This window comes from Parahaliea mediterranea, assembly GCF_003402235.1.
Classification (GTDB): Bacteria; Pseudomonadota; Gammaproteobacteria; order Pseudomonadales; family Halieaceae; genus Parahaliea; species Parahaliea mediterranea.
Window position 1 is genome coordinate 41091 of the sequence record NZ_QEWO01000010.1, and the last position, 20600, is coordinate 61690.

General features: G+C 60.3%; 16 protein-coding genes. 9 read left to right on the forward strand and 7 right to left on the reverse strand.

The annotated features are described in order from the left end of the window. Positions 1–7 precede the first annotated feature (7 nt). Positions 8–1879: a ParB/RepB/Spo0J family partition protein gene (locus DDZ17_RS21155; protein WP_157976780.1), complete on the reverse strand. Its 1872-nt coding sequence runs from the start codon at positions 1877–1879 to the stop codon at positions 8–10. A gap of 858 nt (positions 1880–2737) precedes the next feature. Between DDZ17_RS21155 and DDZ17_RS21160 the strand changes: the two genes are divergently transcribed. After that, positions 2738–3766 (forward strand): hypothetical protein, encoded by a 1029-nt coding sequence (locus DDZ17_RS21160; RefSeq protein WP_157976781.1) that lies wholly within the window; start codon positions 2738–2740, stop codon positions 3764–3766. 188 nt (positions 3767–3954) lie between these two features. Here the strand turns inward: DDZ17_RS21160 and DDZ17_RS21165 are convergent, their stop codons facing one another. Further along, on the reverse strand, positions 3955–4992 hold the full coding sequence (locus DDZ17_RS21165) for a ParB/RepB/Spo0J family partition protein (RefSeq protein ID WP_116369042.1): 1038 nt from the start codon (positions 4990–4992) through the stop codon (positions 3955–3957). Then, positions 4992–6233 carry an AAA family ATPase gene (locus tag DDZ17_RS21170; protein WP_116369043.1) on the reverse strand — a complete coding sequence of 414 codons (1242 nt, stop codon included), beginning with the start codon at positions 6231–6233 and terminating at the stop codon, positions 4992–4994. Before DDZ17_RS21170 ends, DDZ17_RS21165 begins: the two co-directional genes overlap by 1 nt. 679 nt (positions 6234–6912) lie before the next feature. Between DDZ17_RS21170 and DDZ17_RS21175 the strand changes: the two genes are divergently transcribed. From DDZ17_RS21175 to DDZ17_RS21200, 6 genes are all read left to right on the forward strand, one after another. Beyond that, positions 6913–8442, forward strand: a complete 1530-nt coding sequence (locus DDZ17_RS21175; RefSeq protein ID WP_116369044.1) for a hypothetical protein — start codon at positions 6913–6915, stop codon at positions 8440–8442. Positions 8443–8446: 4 nt separating this feature from the next. Further along, positions 8447–9031 carry a hypothetical protein gene (locus DDZ17_RS21180; protein ID WP_116369045.1) on the forward strand — a complete coding sequence of 195 codons (585 nt, stop codon included), beginning with the start codon at positions 8447–8449 and terminating at the stop codon, positions 9029–9031. Continuing rightward, on the forward strand, positions 9025–10059 hold the full coding sequence (locus DDZ17_RS21185; RefSeq protein WP_116369046.1) for a hypothetical protein: 1035 nt from the start codon (positions 9025–9027) through the stop codon (positions 10057–10059). The genes DDZ17_RS21180 and DDZ17_RS21185 overlap by 7 nt, the downstream gene beginning before the upstream one ends. Positions 10060–10118: 59 nt before the next feature. Next, a complete protein-coding gene (locus DDZ17_RS21190; protein ID WP_116369047.1) occupies positions 10119–10706 on the forward strand; it encodes a MerR family transcriptional regulator in 588 nt (195 codons plus the stop codon). Beyond that, positions 10706–11350, forward strand: a complete 645-nt coding sequence (locus DDZ17_RS21195; protein ID WP_116369048.1) for an RES domain-containing protein — start codon at positions 10706–10708, stop codon at positions 11348–11350. Before DDZ17_RS21190 ends, DDZ17_RS21195 begins: the two co-directional genes overlap by 1 nt. Before the next feature lie 811 nt (positions 11351–12161). Then, positions 12162–13025: a phage integrase N-terminal domain-containing protein gene (locus DDZ17_RS21200; protein ID WP_116369078.1), complete on the forward strand. Its 864-nt coding sequence runs from the start codon at positions 12162–12164 to the stop codon at positions 13023–13025. A gap of 59 nt (positions 13026–13084) precedes the next feature. On the opposite strand, the gene DDZ17_RS21205 is transcribed toward DDZ17_RS21200, so the two are convergent. Continuing rightward, on the reverse strand, positions 13085–13417 hold the full coding sequence (locus DDZ17_RS21205) for a YegP family protein (protein WP_116369049.1): 333 nt from the start codon (positions 13415–13417) through the stop codon (positions 13085–13087). Between the two features lie 264 nt (positions 13418–13681). On the opposite strand from DDZ17_RS21205, the gene DDZ17_RS21210 reads away from it, so the two are divergent. Together DDZ17_RS21210 and DDZ17_RS21215 are read left to right on the forward strand one after the other, a co-directional pair. After that, positions 13682–14509, forward strand: coding sequence for a hypothetical protein (locus tag DDZ17_RS21210; RefSeq protein ID WP_116369050.1), 828 nt, complete (start codon positions 13682–13684; stop codon positions 14507–14509). A gap of 10 nt (positions 14510–14519) precedes the next feature. Beyond that, positions 14520–16388 (forward strand): hybrid sensor histidine kinase/response regulator, encoded by a 1869-nt coding sequence (locus tag DDZ17_RS21215; RefSeq protein WP_116369051.1) that lies wholly within the window; start codon positions 14520–14522, stop codon positions 16386–16388. Between the two features lie 611 nt (positions 16389–16999). On the opposite strand, the gene DDZ17_RS21225 is transcribed toward DDZ17_RS21215, so the two are convergent. From DDZ17_RS21225 to DDZ17_RS21235, 3 genes are read right to left on the reverse strand one after another with little or no spacing between them, the layout of a single operon-like run. Beyond that, positions 17000–19303, reverse strand: coding sequence for a TonB-dependent receptor plug domain-containing protein (locus DDZ17_RS21225; RefSeq protein ID WP_170150248.1), 2304 nt, complete (start codon positions 19301–19303; stop codon positions 17000–17002). 47 nt (positions 19304–19350) lie between these two features. Further along, complete coding sequence (locus DDZ17_RS21230) at positions 19351–20004, reverse strand: gamma-glutamylcyclotransferase family protein (protein WP_157976782.1); 654 nt, start codon at positions 20002–20004, stop codon at positions 19351–19353. Between the two features lies 1 nt (position 20005). After that, positions 20006–20575, reverse strand: a complete 570-nt coding sequence (locus tag DDZ17_RS21235) for a hypothetical protein (protein WP_116369055.1) — start codon at positions 20573–20575, stop codon at positions 20006–20008. Positions 20576–20600 lie beyond the last annotated feature (25 nt).

Below are 20600 nucleotides of genomic sequence, written 5' to 3' on the forward strand. Positions count from 1 at the left end.
TCAGCGCCTAGAATACCGGTGGTATCCAGGTCGCCCGGGGATCATCCGCGGGATAGTCTTCTCCAAAGGCCTGTTTCAGCGACTCGATCACTTCGCCCTTGCGTTTGCCCTGCTGGCTCTCGACCCAGAACTCACCCAGCACCGGGCCGAAGGTGGCGAGTAACTGGTCGATGGTCATTCGCTTGAAGTAGTGTTCTTCACTCGGCTGCCAGTACCCCCGAAAATCCGGCGCCAGCTGGTCCACCACCGCATCCCGCTCGGGCGATGCTCCACGCGGACCAACCTCCAGCAGCATCGCCGTGCAGTAGGTCACCAGCTTGTCCTTGTCCCGTTTCGGGAGCACACAGAACGCCGCCAAGCGCGCCGGTTCTTCTTCTGCCAGCCAGGTGGTATCGAGCGCCTCCCGCGCAGCGTGCAGGCCTTCGGCTGCGGGACTTTCCTCGGTGTCTCCCCGCTCGGAGTCACAGGACACCTCGCAGTAACTGGCATTGCAGTAAACCCGGCCTTCCCAGGCCCGGGCTGTGAGCACCTGCACACACAGGCCAAAATGCAGTAGATCACTCGCCAGTTTGGGGTTCTTCAGGAGGGCCAGTTTGGTGATCTGACGCCGATGAGCCGCAAGATCGCTCACCAGCGCCTGTGACAGCGGCTTCTCTTGAGATGCATCCACCTCACCGCCCTCCCCTACTTCCGGCCCAGCAGCATCGGGGCCGCTTTCGTTCGCTGCCTTGGGCATGTCCTGCTGCCGCGCCAGCCCCTCGATGACGTCCAGCTCGCCCCGCCAGTTGAGGGTCACCACCACACCCGCGTACAGTCGCTGCGCGGCGGTGTAACCGCTGCAGGCCTTCTCGATCTCGTCTTCAAGCTGCCACAGGGCCTCGTTGGCCGCATTGATCGCATCGAACAGCGCTTCCTCGTTCTCGAACTCTTCCGGCAAGGGCGCATCCGCATCCAGGGCCTCAAGGTCGGCCACTCGCTGCGCCAGACGATCACATTCGGCGGCTTTGTCCGGCGGGACATCAATCAACTCCGAGGGAAGGCGTACCAGGCCGTTGGTCAATTCCTCCCGGTCGAGGCCGTGCGCCACCCAGGACCATTCCCTGGCTTTCTCAATCGTGCGGGCCTTGCGCCCCAATTTCTCCAGCGCCAGCCTCTCCACCAGTTCGGTATCCGAGAGATAGACCTTGTCCTCGAACAGGTCGCACTCCACCGCCCCACCGGCCTTTTCATAGGCGGCAACCCCGACAAACGCACCAATCCCCTGCCCCGCCTCGATGGCCTTACCGACCAACCAGCGCCGGATCGCATGGGCCGAACAGTGCTCCCCGAGCTCCCGGTAACAGGCCAGCTGCCGCTTGGTATCGTCCACCAGCGCGAAGGCCTGCACTTCCTCCAAAGTGAACTGGCCCTTGCGGTAATCGGCCATAATGGCCTTAGCCACCCGGCCCAGCCTGAGCAGCTTGCGGACACGGGCCTCGCTCAAACCGAAGCGCACCGCGATCTCGGCCTCCGTCAGCCCCTGTCGCGCCAGCTCTGCAAAAGCTTGCATCTGGTCCGCTGGATGCATGCCGTCGCGCTGAAAATTTTCCGCCAGCGAAATTGCGGTCACTGAATCCTTTACCCCGCGCACCGCACAGGGCACCGGATAATTCCCGGCAATCCGTCCAGCCTGGGCCAGCCCCTGCAGGGCTTTTAATCGGCGTCCGCCCGCGATCACCGCAAACCCCTCGCCTTCCGGTACCACCACAAGGTTCTGTAGTACACCCTCGGCGGCAATGCTCGCCATCAGGGATTCATGGGTCACACGACTGGCCATCGCCACCCGCACATTTCTCCGACTGGCTAACAGCCGGTCCAGACCGATCATCTGAATAGACATAAAATTTTCCTCGCACATGGATTTGGTTTTGGGTCGCCCCAACCCCCATCCCTCTGGGGGCGAGACGCCCCCACCCGGCGAGGTACGAGCCCCGCAGCCGGCTTTGGCGGGGCCAGGCAGGGGGAACCACCCGCCTTGCAGCGAGAGAGCGGCAAAGGAGCAGCGAGTAATCAGTACAAGAACAGTGACAGCACACCTAACCCACACGGAGAACCAACAGGACGCGAACGCGTGAAAGGTGGGGGATGCCTGGCGCAAGCCACAACGGATGCCAGGCTAGACATTCACCCAGAGGGATAAAAAAACACGCAGGCGCCGCGTGCAATGCAAGCCAAATCCACGCTATCGCCCTCCTCTCGCCAGGGATGCGCAGGGCCTGTCCCTACGGGATGCAGCGGCCGCGGAATCCGGAGCCAGCCCGCCCGGGCGCCCTCCCCCCCCCGTCAGAGCTTGGTTGTCACCACATGCCCAGTAACAACAACACGTCGCTCAGGAAGAACCCCGCAGATAGAGCCCAGGCCCACTGACGCCCAGCCCCCGGGGCACGGAAAACATCATCGGGATGGTGGCTCATGCACGTCCTTTTCGTGCCTACCCAACACATTGAGCTGCACCAACAGCCCTCCTCGCCACTGGACACAATGGCAGGCAGGACAGCGACCGCTCGTCACCCGCCCAGGGCGCAACGTTCACCTCTAAGGCATAACCCCAATAGGGAGAACACCGAAAGAACACCACTCTTTCGGCGGAAGTCGCGACAAATACTCACCCTCTGCCCTATCCACCCGGGGCGTTTCCCCTGGCTAAAACACCCGCTATACTACATAGCGTTCCTCGAGGAACGCAATTGGATATCAAATGCCTCAACCCACCCGCAGTGCCAACGACGACCGACGATCACGGCTAACCAGGCTGCTGGCCCCGGCTATGCAGAATGTGCCTCGGGACCAGATCCAGCGGGCCCCCTATGCCATCCAGGCCGACGTCCCGGAAGCCCAGCAACATGCCCTGATTGACCATGCCCTGGAGCTCGGCGGCCCCCCCGGCACCGTCATCGGTCGCCAGATCACCACACCGGAGGGAAAATTCATTGAGATCCTGCTGGGCTGGGAACGCCTGCAGGCCTTCCTGCACCGGGACGCCTACCCCCGGGCCCCCTCCGTCCCCATCGGACTGATCGACTGCAATGCCGCCGAGGCCGCCTTCTACGCCATTGAATACGCGGCCAGGGACCACGCTGCCTCGGGCCTGGTCACGAGCCCTCTGCTCTACGCCGCTGCAGCTCTCACGGCCATGGAACACTTCGGCCGCCCCGACAAGCCCTGGAAAATCCAGACCCTGGCCAATGCCCTGTGTATTGCCCGCCCCACCCTCTCCAACCGGCTGCGCTTGCTCAAGGGCCTCGCACCTGGCACCCGGGCCCTGCTGCAAAGCGGCCAGATCAAACCGCAATTTGCCAAGTTTCTGCTCGGCGAACCCTCCCCCAGCCGGCAGGAACGCCTCGCCACCCAGGCTGCCAAAGGCATGATGTCCTCCCGGGCCCTCTACCGCCTGGTCCACCCCGGCTACGAGCCCCCGCAACTGGTGGCCCAGCCCCGCGGCAAGGCCGCCCAACGCCTGGGCGATGTGGGCCTGATGGAGCGCGAACTGGCGGAACACTACGGCACCCCCACGACCATCGTCCTGGATACCAAACAGCACAAAGGCACTGTGGAACTCGCCTTCCACAGTCTCTCGGAACTCAAGGGCTTACTGGATAAACTGGATCACCGGATCCAGACCGACACTCTGCTGCGCGGCCAACTCAGCCTCTCGGTAGACAACACCCGGGAAGCCAATGCCCTCCTCCTGGAACTCGGCGCCAACCAGGATCCCGAACTGGAATAACCCCTCACCGCGGGAGCAGAGGCAGAGGATAATCGCGAACCACCGCGCCAGGGTGAGCGAACCCGCGCGGCGATCTACTGGAACCTAAGCGATTCAGCGGCCACTGGGGACGCTGCAAAAATGCACTTTTGAAAAGTACTTTATACTTATATATCAATAAGTTAGATAAAAATGGGAACCGTGCACACTCACAGCTTCAGAGCGCTGCGAATGGCCTCCTCAACCTCGGTTATCTGCTCGTCCGAGAGTTCAAACAGGTCGACCTTGTACTGACCTTTGTTGGTGCGATGGGCGCCGATCACCGCCCGCTTGCGCCCATGACCATCAACCAATTCCCGGCGCTTCGCTGCCACCGCCGGCTTGGGTTTTGTCGCGGCGGTTCGCAATGCTTTTAGCAAAGCGGCGCCATCCTCAAATCGCGTTTGCCCTGCAAACTCCTTCAGCAGCTGCTTGCGTGCTGAAGGCCCTAGCGCGGACAGGGCTTTCTGGATATCCAGACCGGCGCGCAGACTGATCCTGGTGGGTGAGGCCACCTGCTTGACGATCTCTTCTGGCAACTCCGCCAACTTGAGGTATTTACCCGCCAGGGTCCTGTCGACCCCTTCGATCCCGGCGAGGACTTCCAGCGTCATGTCAGGCTTGCCAGCGCGCAGCTGGGCAAAGTAGACCGCTCGCTCCCAGGAAGAAATGTCCTGCCGGTCATCATTCTCACTGTCCGCTAGGCGCTTGGCGTCAGCATCGGTGATCTGGTCGCTGTACCAGGCCTTGAGCAGTCCACTGCCCTCCCCTGCCTCGGCCAGCAATTGCGCGACGTAGCGCCTGCGAGTGCCGTAAATCACCTCATAGCGCTTATCGCCCTGGGGCTTTTGCAGCTCACGCACCAGCACCGGGTCACGCTGACCTTCATCCCGAATCGCCGCCAGTAGCTGTTGCACCGCCACATCCTCCGGCGACAAAAGGGACTGCACCCGCTTATTCAGCGGAGACGCGACACAGTGCCGAGGATTGACCTCAATCAGATCGCACTCCACCGTGTTTTTGGAGACCGGCAACTCCAGATACATCCGCTGCTGACGTTTCCCGCGTGCGGTAATCGCCGGTGAATTGATGGGCGATGCCACGCGCTTTTCCGTGGCGGCCTCCGCGGTGGACGGTGCCTTTTCAGCCGCCGTATCGCCCAAGCGGGCAGACAGCGCATGGATACCAAACTTTTTCTTCTCAGCCATCAGTAGATCCCCTTCTCTTCCAGCACCGCTTTCTTGCTCGGCCAGCGCGGATACACTGCCCGTTCCAGGATTTCATCAAACACTGTTTTGAAGTTGGCCATCGCCCGTTTGCGCGCCTCGCGATTCACATTGGCATCGCCAGCGTTGACGTCAAAGACGGTGCGTCGCATCAAGGACAGATTGCTCACCACTGCCTCATGCTTCTTGATCACGGAGTGCATGCAGTCCGTGCTAAAGGTCCTGCGGATCTGATCCAGTACAAACTCGCTGCCCAATGTCGCCGTCTTCTCAGACGCTGAGAACCGGGTGGGTAAAAACAGCATATCCGGCAGCACCACTTCATCACCAAAGGTCTCGTACAGCGTCTCGGACTGGTCCTTGTACAAATCGCCGAAAGACAGGGTGGACGCAAAATCAGTGATCTCGGTCGGCACCGGCACCACCACCGCATCCGAGGCAAAGATGATATTGAGCGGCAGCAGACCCAGTGACGGCGTCCCGTCCATGATCACGATGTCGAAATCGGTTTTGACCTCATTGACGATGTCTTTGACCCGGTGGAACCAGTGCATCATTTTGCTGAGGCGGTCACTCTCCGAACGCGCCTCCATGATGGCGTTGGAAAGAGCATATTCGACACCGGCCAGCTGCAGGGTAGAAGGGATGATTTTGAGGTTGGGCAGGTGCGTGTCGCGGATGACATCCTTGGCCCAGCTGGCCGGATAACCTTCCTCTTCCAGGATATAGGGCCCCAGGGATTTTTCGTGGGACGTATCGAAGTCCGGCAGAATCCCGCAGTTGTAGGTCAGTGAGGCCTGGGGATCCAGGTCCACAAACAATACCCGGTAGCCCAGGTTGGCGTAATAGGAACCCGCATACCAGGACGTAGTAGTTTTCCAGCAGCCGCCCTTGAAGTTGGTGAAGGACATCACCACGGCGTCTTCGTTGGGCTGGCGCCAGGGGCGGGTACCAAAGTACTCCTGCATCACCAGCACCTGGTCCAGGGTGGCACCCAATCGGCGATGGGTTTTCGGATCCAGGTCAGGGGAGGGGAGCCGGCCTTCCTTTTCCGCCATATAAATGGTGTTGACCTTGGCGCCAACCAGCTCGACCAGCTCTTCGCCCCTGTAACGCCGCGGCGGCATCTGGTCTTCGGCAATCGCCTTGATGTCCTTGATCAGGTTATGGCCATTGTCGAGGTAGCGGCCCAGCTTATTGAAATTTTCCTGGCTGATAGGCATGTTGATGTTTTCCCCGTATCAAAAAATATTAATTGACATTCTAAGGGAAAAAATTGGGGAAAAATATCAAACAGGGGTCGAATGTAAGAAAAATGAACACACGGCTTTCTTTGGAACCCTCAACACAACGATTGTCCGAGCCGCTGGTCGCCGGAAAAGCGCTCAGGCCCAATGGCAGGACGTCACCAGGGCGCAAAACAGGGCAGCAGAGAGGGCCTGTGGATAAGTCTGCCACCGCTCTGGGCCAAAAGGACAGTGAACCATGCACTAAGGACAGCGAACAATCGCCGAAGCACAGTGAACGATGCCTTAAGGACAGTGAACGATGGAGATCAACAGTGAACACTGGCAAAGGACAGTGAACCATTCAAGAAGGACAGTGAGCGAACATAAAACCACAGTGAACCATCTCAGAAGGACAGTGAACAAACCAAAGAGACTTTCAAGCCACTGAATATAAAGGATTATTCCCCCCTATATTCTGTTCTATTCCTGAGATTCACCCCTATTCAATTTTATTCAGTTCTATTCACATTGATATTTTTGACGACTCGAGAGCAGAAAAATGTCAAAACAGGTCGCAGAAAGGGGTTGTAAGTAAACTGACCATTGACAGCCCTCAGCCATATCAATAGGATTAGCTTAACAGGATGGTTTTCTTCCTCAAAAGAATTCAGATATGGCTGCAAAACCCCTTTATTACAGTATTTCCCCGGAAGCATCAGCACAACTCCCTCTGCTGATCAAAGACACCAGCTTCACCGCCAAACTGCGGGATTTTTTAATTGTTCTCGTTGATGCCTGCCAGGACGCGGATCAGCTACGCATCAGTCGACAGGACTTTGTACAGCGATTAAACAACGCAAACCATGCCGCAAGTGCCGGGCTTATTGGCAAACGGTTCAAAGAGCTGGCAGAAATCGGTGTCCTCAAAGAGACGGACTGCTATCTGGCCGGCAAGGCCTGCCGCATTGTGGAATTGACCAGCCTACAACCAGTGTTGGCGCACTTCGGTAACGCCAACCGCCAGACCCTGATCCCCTCACACCGACCCTCTCGGGAACAACTGACCCTGGAAATAGGGCAGCTGGAAATGGAGGGCAGTTTTCTGTCTCTGTCAGAGGAAGTCCCCCCCCGCATCGAAAGTCTGTTCTGCATCCTTGACGCCGGGATGAAACTCTCGGGGCGGGACAAGCGTAAAGATATCCAGTGCAAGTACCAGTTCTATGAGGACGACTGGATCGAAATCCGGACTTCGACCCAGACCCGCGAGGGCAGTGACGTCGCCTACCTCTCGGACGAGCGCGCCATGCGCGCCCTGAATGGCATCCTCCTGGACCAGCTGGAATCGCGCTTTGGCTCCCTCGACCAACTCTCTGTCACTGACCTCGGGATCAAGGACGAGTACTTTTTCTTTGATCTCTACGAGCTCTGCCGGCGTATGGGCCTGCGACCCAACGACCAGAACCGCCGTATCGTCCGCGATATGCTGGCCCGGTTACGTGACACCGAGTTCAAGGTGGACGCCAGCCAATCACTGTATTTTCGGGAGGCCTTCACCTTCGGCGCCGAGACGGCGCACTACCGTTACATTACCGAGTTTTACGCCAAAAAGGATTACCAGCACGACGAGCAGGGCCGACGCCGGGTGAAGTCGGATCGTTACTACATGGTCAAATTCCACACCGCCATCCTTGCCAACCTCGTCTCTGGGGGCCGTTCGTTCATCTCCCACGACGGCCTGATGACTGAGCGCTCTGGCCTGGCCCACCGCCTCAATAACTGGGCCAAGGCAGTGATCGGTGTCCGGCCCAAGCCGGCCAACCGGCCCTTTACCTATACCCTCGATGAGTTTGGTGAACGGGTGATTCCCTCCGCTCGGCTGGATAATTTTGAGCGGGACTTCCTGAACCTCATCCGACGCCAGTGCAACGACGTGGACGAGCAGGGACAGCCCCATCACGAAGAGTCCACACCAGGCTGGCAGGAGGAGGGGACCAATGTCGGCTGGTTGTACGGTTACTACTACAAGGTCGAATGGGATGAAGCCAAGATCCAGGAGCACCGGCGGATGCGACGCCGACGCGCCCGAACCACCAAGCTCTACCCGCTGATCACCATTTGGCGAGATACCCGGGACCATTTTGTTGGTGACAACAGCGATCACAACAAGGCGCTGCGACGCCAGGCCGCGGCCTTGAGCGCCTGATCCCATGGAGCGCGCCTGGCAGCCGTCGCGTAATGCGCTCCTGACGCTCAAGCAACTGGGACTGTCAGCGGCCCAGATACAGGCTTCGGTCGAGGCCTTCCGGGACGACGCGGCGGAGCAGACCGATCTGGCCTTCATGCGCTTCGCGCGCGACGCTGCCGGCAATGAGGTAGTGGCCCAGCGGGCAGCCGACCTCCTCGAGCTACCCCTGCATTGGCAACCGCCGGACAACATCACCAGCGCGCTTTTGGCGGCGGGCTATCAGCCCGACGCGATTGCCCACTATCGCGGACTCTTCGTGCTCACGGCCAGGGAGCAGGGCAGGGCGCTGCGCGACCCCGGCAAGGCCTTCTTTGCCTTCTGCTGTCACCGCAGTACGCGCCTGCCGTCCCTACTGCCCGGCGAATGGCTACCTGCCACGAAAACCCTGCAGCAACTGGTTTCGGAGCAGGGCCTGAGCCCCGCTCGCATTCCCGAGGTCATCGAGCACTTCACCCGCACCCATCAGGGCAAGGTGTCCGCTGACTGGGACAATACCTTTGCCGACTGGATAGCAAAGGGGAGGGCACCGGGAGCACAATCATGCTGAAAAGCTGGTTCAGTCGACCCAACAAGGCCGCGCCAACCCCCACACCGGCTACCGCAATCCCGCCCATCTACGCACCGCTGTTCAGGGCCGACGGGACCTTGCGCGCGGACCAATTTGAACGCCAGGTGGTGCCGATACTTGAGCAGGTTCGCAAGGTCGCCTCTGACGCGGACTTTCAGGCGCTACTGGCTACGATCACGGCGGCCCTGGGCCGCGCAGCCAATACCCGCTTTCCCCTCGATCGCCCCGGCGCCGATTACCGGCGATTCGAAACCATCTACAACTACGCAGTGATCGTGGTGATCACCACCCAGTGGTGGCTGCACCACCATAAACGGGGGCTGGAGGCGCTGGAGGACACCCTCACCACCGCCATACCTGCAGAAGGTCTAGCCAGGCTCAAACGCGAGCCTGCGGTGTGGCAGGACATCCGGGCCTGCATCACCGGTGAGGCGGCGGATGGTGGGCTACGCCAGGTCGCGGGCATCCACTGGCAGCCGGCAGCGCCAGCCCCGTCAGGCACACCGCCAATACCCCCAAGCGTCTCCGCACCCCAGCCCAGCACCAACAAAAGGTGTGAGCGCTTCCTTACGCCCCACCGTAGTCAATGGGCGAATCCCTTAACCAAAGGCTGGGTGCTGGTGGAGACTATCCGTGAAGGACTGCGCGATGGCTCGCTTCCCTACAACCGCAAACAATCCTGGGTGCAGGTCGACAGGGAAGGGCGAACTTTCCTGCAGGTACCCGAAGTCTTCGAGTGGTGTTACGAGCGCCTCGACCCGGACGTTCCCCCGAAGACCCTGGTCAACCAGTTTGGCCGCCTTAACATCTGCACCCGAACCCGCAAAGGCCAGAATCTCTTGCGCGGTGGTCGCCGGAATCAGAAAGCCTACCAACAGGGCTTCGTGGTCGAAGACCCGAGCCTGTTCTGGGACGGCGAGCCCCCGGCAGACCAGTTTTATATCCGTCACCTGACCCGGCATGGCTTCGGTCAATCACTACAATCCCCACCTGATTCCGCGGCGTGACAGCGGTCATAGGCTGGCCTATAATTAACTATTGTTATCTCTGTTAGAGGTAGAAAGTCATGTTGACCGAAGCCGATCGCACCACACTGGCCAAGGCCGGTATCACCAATATCGACCGCCTGGCATCCGCCGCCGCGGCGTTCCTGCGCGCGCACCCGATCTACGAGGCGCCGCCGGTGACCAATGCCCTGTCCGAGGCCGAGGAGACCTTCCTGCGCGACTCCGGTGCCCGCGGCGTCGGCTCCTGGTCCGACGACAGCGCCGCCGACAACGTGGCGGTCATCGCCGGTGAGTTCGCCCAGATGGTGACGACGGCCTTCAGCCAGAAGGAAGTCGCTGATTTGCTGGGTGTCAGCGCCAGCCGAATCCGCCAGAAGCTCGAGGCGAGCGAGCTGTACGCGGTACGCACGACTGGCGGGAGGGTGTGCCCGCGCTTCCAGTTCGGTCCCAGCGGGACGCTACCGGGACTGGAGGCCGTCCTGCGGGCCATGCGTCCTGAGGCCCACCCAGTGGCCGTACAGCGCTTTTTCATGGATGTGCACCCCGATCTTGAGTCCGAGACCTTAAATCGCGCCCTGAGCCCCCACGAGTGGCTCCTGACCGGCCATCCGCCGGAGGTTGTCATCGTCCTGGCCCGCGAGGTCTGATGGCCAAGTTCCCCGAACCGCCGGGTGTGGAAGCCCTGCGGGCCATCCCGCCTGTGCTGCATCACTTGCCGGAAGGTACCACCATGGCCCGGCTGTGCTTTGTGGGCGGTGAGTTTTCGACATCCTGGGACACCTTTCGCTTCTACGGCCCGACCACCAGCCGCTTTGATCACCAGTTGCCGGACGGGCAGGGGAGGGCGCAGGTCCAGGACCGGGGCATCATGTACCTGGCCACCGGCCCGGAAGCCATCCCCACCTGCTTGGCCGAAGTCTTCCAGGCCACGCGCCTGATCGACCGCCATGCCCGTGACCCGGTGCTCAGCGGGTTCAACCTCGCCGCCGACCTTACCCTGCTCGACCTGACAGGCCCCTTTGCCACTGCGATCGGCGCCTCCATGGCCATCCACTCAGGACCCAGACCGCGGGCCCGGCGCTGGGCGCAGCAGCTCTATGAGGCCTACCCTGACATCGATGGCCTGCTTTACTGCGCCTCAATGTACGGCAACGCACCCGCCGTCGCCCTGTTCGAGCGCGGGGCCCGGGCCATCCCGAAGCGTCCCGTTTTCCACCGGGAGCTGCGCGATGCGGTCATGGCGAACATCCTCACCGAGACCGGTCGGGTGATCGGCTACGAGGTCGTCTAAGGGCCGGACAACCCCCCCGGCACTCCCTGAAACACCCTCAAGTTAACCATGGCTTAATGCCTGAAAACCATGAGGGTTTGCCGAGGCCGCTGGCGTCACTACCGAACGCGGCGCAGCCGTAAGTGGTGTAGTGACGCCAGCCTGCTGGCGTTGGCAAGCCCGGTGAACCCTGGGCTCGCGCGGCCGCCACACGGCCGCATCCGTAGTGACACGACAATTATTGTAAGGAAATTGACTATTGCGAGACCCGGCCATCCCACGGCTAAATAACCGGGCTTTAGCGCAGCCTTCGGCTGCATGTAAGCGCGCGGGCCACGCCCGCATCTGCTGGAAAACCAGCACTGGAACAGCCTGTATGGCACGTTCCACGTCGGCCTGGTCTTCAGGGAAACCGACGCAAACCCGAGGGGTTGAAGCGCACCCCTTCGGGGGCGCGCTTCAACATTTTTTGGCAACAGGAAATGGTGAAGGAGGCCAGGCCGTCGTTAACGGCAACACGGTGTGCTGCGCCGCAAGTCAGCATCAAACCGCAGTTAAGGGCGTTGCCCTCGACCGCTGAACGGCAGGGATTCCCCACAGGGCAACCCGCCGTTTGTCTGCAAAGTCAGGCAACCATAAAACGCTTATGTCCGTTTCCCGCTGCGCGGGATCACTCATCGCTACGGCGAAGGTGCTGGACATAAACACTAAGCATCGGTGTCGGTACCAATAAAAAACCGGTCGACAGTGCGGGCAAGACAAGTGCCGGGTGACGTGCCCGGAACAAGGCGCACGGCGTTGGATGGATCAGTGGCAGGAGGGTAAGCAGGGCATGCAGGATCTGGAATACGAATTGCGCGGGATGGTGCGGCGGGCGTCGCGTACCGCCTACGGCACCCGGGCCGCCCGGGAGGATGTCCTCATGCAGGCCGCGAGGGCATTGCATGAAATGGGCTTCCGGAAAATGAAACCGGAGAGCCTGAAGCCGAAACACGTCGAGGCCCTGGTTGAGCGCTGGAAGCAGCAGGGGCTCTCGGCCGGAACCATGAAAAACCGCATGTCCCACCTGCGCTGGTGGGCCGGTGCCATCAACAAGGCCCCAGTGGTGGCTCGAGAAAACGCCCACTACGGTATCGACAATCGCCGATTCGTTACCGGTGAGGACAAAAGCCGTCAACTCGAGGCGGAAAAGCTCGCTCAAGTCCGCGATCAACACATCCGCATGTCCTTGCGCTTGCAGGCGGCCTTTGGCCTGCGCCGGGAGGAGTCCCTGAAATTCAGTCCCGCCTACGCTGACCGGGGGGATCGTATCCAGCTCAAGGATTCCTGGTGCAAGGGGGGCAGGGCACGCGAAATTGCGATCAGAACCCCAGAGCAACGTGCATTGCTGGATGAGGCCCGGCGCCTGGCCGGTCGCGGCTCCTTGATCCCGGCTAACAAAACCTATGTGCAGCACCTGCGCACCTACGAACGATCCACGGTGCGGGCCGGCCTCGACAAGAACCACGGCCTGCGCCACCACTATGCCCAGGCGCGCTACGAGCAGATCGCAGGCTGGCCCTGTCCTGCTGCGGGAGGCCCATCGCGGCAATCGTTGGCGCCAGAGCAGCGCGAGCGTGACCGCGAAGCCCGGCAGCAGGTATCCCGCGAGCTCGGTCACGACAGACTCGCCGTGGTCGCAGTTTATTGTGGGTAGAATGGGCTCAGACTGGACAGTCCGACCTGCAGCGCCTACCCGAGCTCATCGGCCGAGCCTCAGGTGTTATCCACAACCTTGGCAGTAGGGCCATTGGTCTTCACTGAGGCGATGCCGTTTTCCATCGCCGCTGCTCCGGAATACATTTCGCTACTGCCAATGACCTGGCCGTTCCCGGCTTTCAGGTTGAAATAGGGCTCGTTCTTCTTGGAGCGTTTGCGTTCGTAACGGCCATCGTCGGGAGAATTCTTGCGCACGGATTCGATACCGTTCTCCGCGGCGGCTTTACTTTCATACAGCTCGCTGGTCAGGATGATCTGGCCGTTACCGGCCTTCAGGTTGAACATGAATTTACCGCTAGGGCTTTTCTTCAGGTCGTAGGTGCCCGCCATTGCCATCACTCCTTGGATCGTGGTTGTTATTGCGCATTATCCCGCCAGGGACTACCTGAGTATGTGAAATTGTCGCGCTCGATGCTACCGCAATCTTACACAGCACGGTTCAGCTGGTGAACGACGCGGTAGTGTCCGCGGGCACCACCGGACACGTCCGGGCTGCCTGAACAGTGACGCAAATTTAAGGCAGAATGGCCTGATGCGGTTATCACAGCGCCCACGAGAGAACACCATTCAGTGCCAGCATCCAGGTCAACAAGGTTGCGCCGCCGCAGTCCCCTAGCGGTTCTTGCCCTGTGCTGGCTGGCGATCGCAGTTACGCCCGTTCGGGCCGACGTCACGATCTATGGTGGCGATGATCGGATCCGCGCGCGCATCCAGTCGCTGATCACAGCCGAAGTGCCGGCAGATCAGATGAGCGGTGTGAACCTCGCAATCACCGTGGGCGCCGAAGCACTGAACGAATTCTGCGAAAGTGACTCAGGACGACCCGTCCTCGCCACCTATCTCTACACCAGCCGCATACCCGCGGCCGCCGCTTCGTGCCAGCAGCAGGTTGCGGCGATCCCCGTGGATCCGCCGCTGACGGCGCTGTACCGCTTGGCCCGGGCGCTGTTTCCGGGCAGTAAGTCCGCCACCCTGATCAGCGCCGCGGGCGCAGAGGGGACTGCCGGGCCATACCTGCAACTAACCCTACCTCCGGAGGGCGTCGCGAGGGGCTTGGGCCGTCTCATCCAGGAGGGACGATGGGATGTATTCCTGATGCCCGTTGATCCTGAGGTCTTTGGTGGTGCCGATTACCGCCTGGCGCTGGAAACCCTGTTTCGGCATCGCAAGCCCGTAGTCGTCTCCATCCCGTCGCTATTGCCCCAGGGCGCGGCGGCGGCGGCCTATTACGCCCCGGAGCAGCTGGAAGCGGCCTTGCAACGTACGCTGCGCCACTGGGCGAAATCCGGCGAGCTGCTGGCGGGACCACCTGAGCGTATACAGGTAAAAGTGAACCATTCCGTGCTTCGCAACGGCTACGGCAGAGTAATTGCAGAGCGGGACGTGCTCGCATTGGAAGTGGAGGTAAACGGTGGCGACTAGACGATGGCGCATGCCGTTACTGGCTTTGCTCACGCTTCCCCCGCTGTTGGGTGTGCTGCTGATCAGCGGGATATCCTGGCGCCTGTTCGATCCCGCTGTGACTCAATCCTCTGAGGTGGCGTTGGAGGTATTGGAAGATATGATTCGCACCACCGGCAGTGAGTCTTTGCGCTACCCTCTGGCGGTGGGTGACGAGGAGGCAGTCGAAAGACTGGTCGGGGCAATGGCACGCAACGACCTGGTATTCGCGGTGCAGGTGGCGGATGCCGAAGGTCGTCTGGTGGCCCGGGCCCAAAATCAGCAGTTGCCGATCGCACAGGGAATTCAGCTGATCGAGTATCGCCAGCCGCTTACAATTCAAGCTCTGGCGGATGAGCCGGTGTCAGTTGGGGCAGGCGATGGTGAAGTGTACGTGGGCGAGGTGCTGTTCCAGTTGACGCCACACGTGCTGGCAGAGCAAAAAAGCCGATTGGTTAAAGACTACCAGCGATTGATCGGGGTGGTGTTATTGCTGGGTTCACTGCTGGTTCTGCTCGCAGCCCGGATTCTGTGGCGATCGGCGAGAACGATAACGGGCGCCTTGCGGCGAATTGCTGCAGGCGAGCGGGGTATCCTCATCGACGACGAGCCGCTGGTGTCGGAGTTTGACGTGATCGCGCGTGGCGTGAATCGATTGTCGGAGAATGTGGATGAAGCCCGGGCGCGGCAGGAAGCCTCGCTACAACAGCTTGAAGTGGCGGTGAACAGTGCCCAGCAATCGGACAGGGAAACACGCGCCTTCTACGAAACCGCAACACGGGAGATCGCCGATCCGGTAATGCAGGTGGTAGAACTGCTGAAATTGAACCAGCAGGGCGTCAGCTCGCCGGTGGACCCGGCGGTGATTCTGCACAATGCCGAGCGCGTCAAACTGTCCGTCCTCGCGATGCTGGGAAAACTCGAGGAGGCACAGGAGGGCAGGGTGACGACGGATGTGGATCTCACCGACTACTTTAGTGACCTGGCCACTCGATATCGGCCCCGGTTCGCCCGCAAGGGGCTGGCCTTTCATGTGAGTGGCAGTGCGCCGACCGTCCTCGAAAACGTCCAGATCGATTCAGGGACGCTGGATATCGTCCTGGAAAAGCTGCTGGAGAACGCGCTTGCCTTTACACCGCAAGGCGAGGTGCGGATTCATTGGCAAGTCGTGAATGAGGCGACGTTGGGCCCGGAACTGGTCATTTCGGTCAAGGACAATGGCCAAGGGATCGCTGCGCAGCACCTGGAGAAGGTTTTTGACCGGTATACGCAGTTTTCTCCGGACAATGACGGGGCGTCTGGCAGTGGGCTCGGCCTGTACATCGCGCGGGAGTTGTTGGCTCGCAGGGGAGGTAGTCTGGGGCTGGTGAGCCAGCGCGGGGTCGGTAGTGAGTTCACGGTCCGACTGCCAGTCGTCCCGCTGACGCGCCCTGAAACCGCGCGACCTGGCCTTCAGGGGCAAACGTCGCTGACGGTGGGCGTGGATGCGTCACAGCACCGCCTGATTGAATCCAGCTTGTCAGTATGGGGTATGGAGGTCTTGCAGGCGGATACCGCAATCGAAGCGCTGGCCCTGCTCGCCAAGCATCCAGTCCGCCTCCTGTGGGTAGAAGAGGGGATAGAGGACATCGATCTGGACAGCTTTTTGGCGGAAGCAAGAAAGCGCCAGGAAGGGGCTAAGGTGGTGGTATTGGCGCTGGATGCCGCCGAGTCGCAGGACGGCGTGCTTCAGGTGCGAAAACCCGTTGAGAAGCCCGAGATTAATGCGCTGTTGCGTCAGCTCATCGAAACAGCGGATGATCGGGTCGATTATCGACTGGTAGAACGTCTCAAAACGGTACAAAAACCAGACAATGAGTAGAACTTTACCTTCTGAGCTCCGCCGCCATGTCCATTGATTCAGCACGCGTCGTCTGTACGGGTTGTGACTACGAAACGCGGGAAGTATTCCGCCCCATTTTGATCCGGTATCAAACTGGGAATGGGCAGTTCATTGAGACAGGGCGGACCAAATGGATGGTGCTACGACTGTACAGACTACTCCAGTATTGAACGGATACATCCGGATGCGCTGCGCGAGAAACGGGCGCAGAAGGGGTGGTTACGGTACCAGCTCGGCCAACTGGACAATGAGATAGCCGAGTTGGGCGAGTTGATCAAGTTGGTGAATCGTCGCTCTTCGAAGGCGAGATGCCTCAAGTGCTGGTCGGACAATACAGCACCGGTCACTTTCGACGCCGAAAGCGGCACTGCTCAGGACTTTGTGCATGGTTGTGGCGGACACTTGCGGATAATCCACGACCATTCAGGACCGCGCTTCCACTTCCGCAGGACAACCTACGTATTAAACGAGGAGGGAGAGCTCCTCGCGGAGGAGTAGGCGGCGGAACGGCACGGGATGCCTTTGTCAGGTGTCAATGGGTCATACCGGCAGGCAGGACTACCTGGTGAGGACTCCTCGCAAAAAGATGCTCAGAAGAAGGTAAAAGCCGCACTGATAAATACGCGATCCTGCCCGTCAATGAGCGCAACGTTGGGTGTCAGGGACGAAATTTCGGTATAGGCGTTGATACCGTCGGGGTAATGACGGTAGTTCAGCTGTAAATCGATGTGACCTTTGGGAAGAGGAATCCGGTGGCTCAGCGTCAGATCCAGTCGGTCGTAGGAGGCATCTGCGACCTGGTCCGCCCCGTAATAAACACCCGATAGGGCGCTATGAGCACCGAGCGGCACAATACCCCACAAACTGCCGGCCTGCTGCGGCCGAAGCGTTGCTTCGAAGGGGGTTTCGGTGTCCGTATCGAGGTAGACATAGGAAGCGCCCCATTCAAACCCATTGGCCAGGGTGTGATGGAGTCCGAATTCGACGCCCTGTGTTCGCAGCTCGCCGTCATTGGTCAGCCTGAAATCCACGTAATTGAAGGGCTCGGAGATCAGGTTCCGGTAATCTTCATAGAACAAAGTGACATCCGCCTGGAGGCTGTGAAAGCGACTGTAGGACAGGCCGATTTCAGAATGCTCCAACACTTCGGGCTCAAGACCTTCGGGAGAAAGGGCGGTGCGGATCAGGTTGCCCTGACTTCTGCCCAGGTGATCCACTTCGCCGCCATCGAAGTCCACGGTGTAGGTCCAGTTGCGCTCGGTCTCATAAACATCCGGGAGCCGGGCTGACCGGGCGTGCATGGCGCGCAGCACCAGGTGCTCACGAAGCAGGTAGTTGGCGGCAAGGCGGTAGGAGAACGCGTCGTCACTTTCCACAGTGCTGGTGGTCTCCCAGGAAAGGGTGCCATTCAAGACCCAGCGAGCGTTCGGTGCATAACGCAAGGTGTTGTACAGATGAACCGTGTCCTGATCCACCGATCCGCCCAGATACGTCTGGGCGGTCACATCGTTGCGGGTGTATGCCACACCGAAGGCGTTTTGCAGCGTGCCAGTGAGGTGTGACACGACATGCGCGTTGAGCTCAAAACGGTCCTCATCCAGGTCCTGATCGGTGATGCCACAGCGCTCATCCAGCAACTGCAGGCCCTGTGCTTGCAAGTAGGGCCCAAGGGCATCGATTGTGGCTTGTTCTTCGGGTGTCGGTGTTTGGACCAAAGAGTGATTCAGCGTCAGATTGCCCGTCAGCATGGCGCCCACCACGGCAAGCTGATCCCGCAAATCAAAATGCACGGAGGGCAAGGCGTCCACCTCTGCCACCCGGGGATCAAAGGCGAAATTGTTCCCGCAGAGGCTGATTACCTGATCTCGGGTATAGGTGCTGGCATTCAGCCCAAAAACCACGTCGTGGGCGATCTCACCGGTATCGATCACGCCGTGCAGCTCGCTGGAAAGAAAACCACTGGTTTCATCGGCCTGCGGTGCGACCCTGAAATGACTTAGGGCCACCGCCACAAAGGGGTCATCCGAGGTGAGGTGGTCGAAGCCAGGGACCTGGTAGCTGGAGTCCGCGTAGGCAGCAGCAATATCAAGCAACCAGTGCCCGCCCAGCCGGTGCTCCAGGTTCAGCATCACCGAGTCGGTGGCAACTTCATTGTCATAGTCCCCGACGAAATCGACAGCGCCATCGAAACCGTCGTTCTCCCGATGGAAATACCGCAGTCCCCACTGGGTATCGCCGATTTGCCAGCCGCCGTTCAAAAACAGGTCTCGGGTTTGACCTTCGCCGAGTCGGGTGGAGCCGTAAAGGCCCCGAGTGGCGATGGTGTCCTGAATCAGGTTGACCGTGGAGGTCATGGCGTTGGTACCGTATTCCGGACTGGGTCCACGCACGACCTCAATGTAGTTCAGGTCCTGTAGATCCAGGGGTAGCCGGTACCAGTGGGCGCCGGCGTAGCCAGGCCGTTGCAGGCGGTTGGAGTTGTACAGCACCTCGCTGCGTCGGGGTACGTTGACGTTGGCGCCGTGATAGCCGACGGAGACATCGGAGCCATGGGTTTCACTGACCATCACTCCCGGGACGAGCCGCAGTGCGTCGACCATGTCGGTAATGCCCAGCTTGCGCAGGGTAGAGACCTCCAGGGAGGTTACTGCGTTGGGGGAATCGATGAAGGAGGAAGCCATTCGGGCCGGTGTGATGAACGTAGGGCGGTTTTCCGCGCTGACATCGGTTGCCGCATACGGCTCGGGGACGAGTGGCTCCGTCTCCGCCGCGGCAGCTCTGGACATGGCGACAATAAGCGCAGCCGCTAGCGCGGCAGTTCGGCGTGGTTCAATGAATGTCATGGCGTCAAGGTTAGCTTTTCCGGTCCCTTGTTTGACGATGGCGTCGCCCACGGGGAGAGCCTCAGGGCCCGAAAGTCCCGCGGTCTCGACAGCGCAGTTCAGGTGCGTGCGAACAGCCATACGGCGGTTTGGATAACGGCCCCGAAGCACTCGGAAAGGATCGGGATATAGGCACCTTGCGCGGGATCGTATTGCGCAACGACGTCGGGGGGCAGGTCGTAGTGCAGGGCCGCTTCGTGCATATAGGCGAGATAGCGCCGGGAAGGCAGTGCGGGTGTCTCCAAGCTGGGTGGAGAGATCAGGGTCTTTGCCAGCGCAGTGGTACCGTCACGGAAGGTCACGGTAACTTCGCGCACGTCGTAAGAGTCCCCTTCGCTGCCGATGATGCGGGATAGCTCAGCGCTACTGAGACGGTGATACACCCCATAGGCTGTTGCGCCGGATTTGGCCTGTAGATTGGCGAAGGCAGGCTCCAGCGCTGACATTCCCTCCAGGTTAAAGGTGACGGTGTAGTCTGGCAGCGCCGCCATCTGGCTGGCAGCCCGATGAATGCCTCTCACCCGGGTAAAATAGCGGTCGTTCATGTTGGAGCCGTAGGCGAAATAACCAACGGTTGCCGCCGGGTCCGGGGCCGGGGGGCGTCCCGGTAGCTGAATGTACAGATTCACGCCGACAACGAATACGATCGGCAGTGTGATCGACAGCCCGAATAACCGGCGTAGCAGACGGCGATAGTGTGTGGTGGGCGGCATGCTAGATGGCATCCAGGATGGCGAGTTCTAGAAACGCTGTCGCGGTCGCCAGCACGGTGTCTTCGTCCGGGGAGGGTCCCTTGCCAACCTTGATGGCGTAGTAGCGGGCTACCCTCACAACGACCTTCGTCCAGAGCGTCAGGTGATCCGGGTCGAGTGGATCCAGATCTCTCTGCCGCATCGCCTTCGTCACCACGGTTTGTACAAACCCTTGCTGTGGCGGGGACAACCCGCTCCTCGCCAGTTCGGCATTCACATCCAGTGCGACGTACTTGCCCGTCAGATAATCCAGCAGCTCGTCCTGCGTCGCATTCACCGGGTAGTGGCTGGTGATGTAGGCGGTGAGTGTCGTCAGGTTGCTGCGTCTGGGCTTGGTGCCGGTAAACCACTTCCCCGCGGCCACCGGCTGAATTCCCGCGGCGTTGACCAGCCATTTCGATCGTCCCTGCCCCTGGGGCGGTACCGAGAGTGCATCCAGCAACGCATTGAGGCGATCCGCAAATTCCGAGTGCGTGCGCGCCATCGCTTCCAGATCGAGCAGCATGCTCTGAGTCACTAACGTGGTCGCCATGAACTCCTGTGCCGTTTTTCCGTCG

Coding starts and splice junctions, on each gene's coding strand:
- DDZ17_RS21155 (WP_157976780.1), bottom strand. CDS start 1,879: ATGTCTATTCAGATGATCGGTCTGGACCGGCTGTTAGCCAGTCGGAGA.
- DDZ17_RS21160 (WP_157976781.1), top strand. CDS start 2,738: ATGCCTCAACCCACCCGCAGTGCCAACGACGACCGACGATCACGGCTA.
- DDZ17_RS21165 (WP_116369042.1), bottom strand. CDS start 4,992: ATGGCTGAGAAGAAAAAGTTTGGTATCCATGCGCTGTCTGCCCGCTTG.
- DDZ17_RS21170 (WP_116369043.1), bottom strand. CDS start 6,233: ATGCCTATCAGCCAGGAAAATTTCAATAAGCTGGGCCGCTACCTCGAC.
- DDZ17_RS21175 (WP_116369044.1), top strand. CDS start 6,913: ATGGCTGCAAAACCCCTTTATTACAGTATTTCCCCGGAAGCATCAGCA.
- DDZ17_RS21180 (WP_116369045.1), top strand. CDS start 8,447: ATGGAGCGCGCCTGGCAGCCGTCGCGTAATGCGCTCCTGACGCTCAAG.
- DDZ17_RS21185 (WP_116369046.1), top strand. CDS start 9,025: ATGCTGAAAAGCTGGTTCAGTCGACCCAACAAGGCCGCGCCAACCCCC.
- DDZ17_RS21190 (WP_116369047.1), top strand. CDS start 10,119: ATGTTGACCGAAGCCGATCGCACCACACTGGCCAAGGCCGGTATCACC.
- DDZ17_RS21195 (WP_116369048.1), top strand. CDS start 10,706: ATGGCCAAGTTCCCCGAACCGCCGGGTGTGGAAGCCCTGCGGGCCATC.
- DDZ17_RS21200 (WP_116369078.1), top strand. CDS start 12,162: ATGCAGGATCTGGAATACGAATTGCGCGGGATGGTGCGGCGGGCGTCG.
- DDZ17_RS21205 (WP_116369049.1), bottom strand. CDS start 13,417: ATGGCGGGCACCTACGACCTGAAGAAAAGCCCTAGCGGTAAATTCATG.
- DDZ17_RS21215 (WP_116369051.1), top strand. CDS start 14,520: ATGCCGTTACTGGCTTTGCTCACGCTTCCCCCGCTGTTGGGTGTGCTG.
- DDZ17_RS21230 (WP_157976782.1), bottom strand. CDS start 20,004: ATGCCGCCCACCACACACTATCGCCGTCTGCTACGCCGGTTATTCGGG.
- DDZ17_RS21235 (WP_116369055.1), bottom strand. CDS start 20,575: ATGGCGACCACGTTAGTGACTCAGAGCATGCTGCTCGATCTGGAAGCG.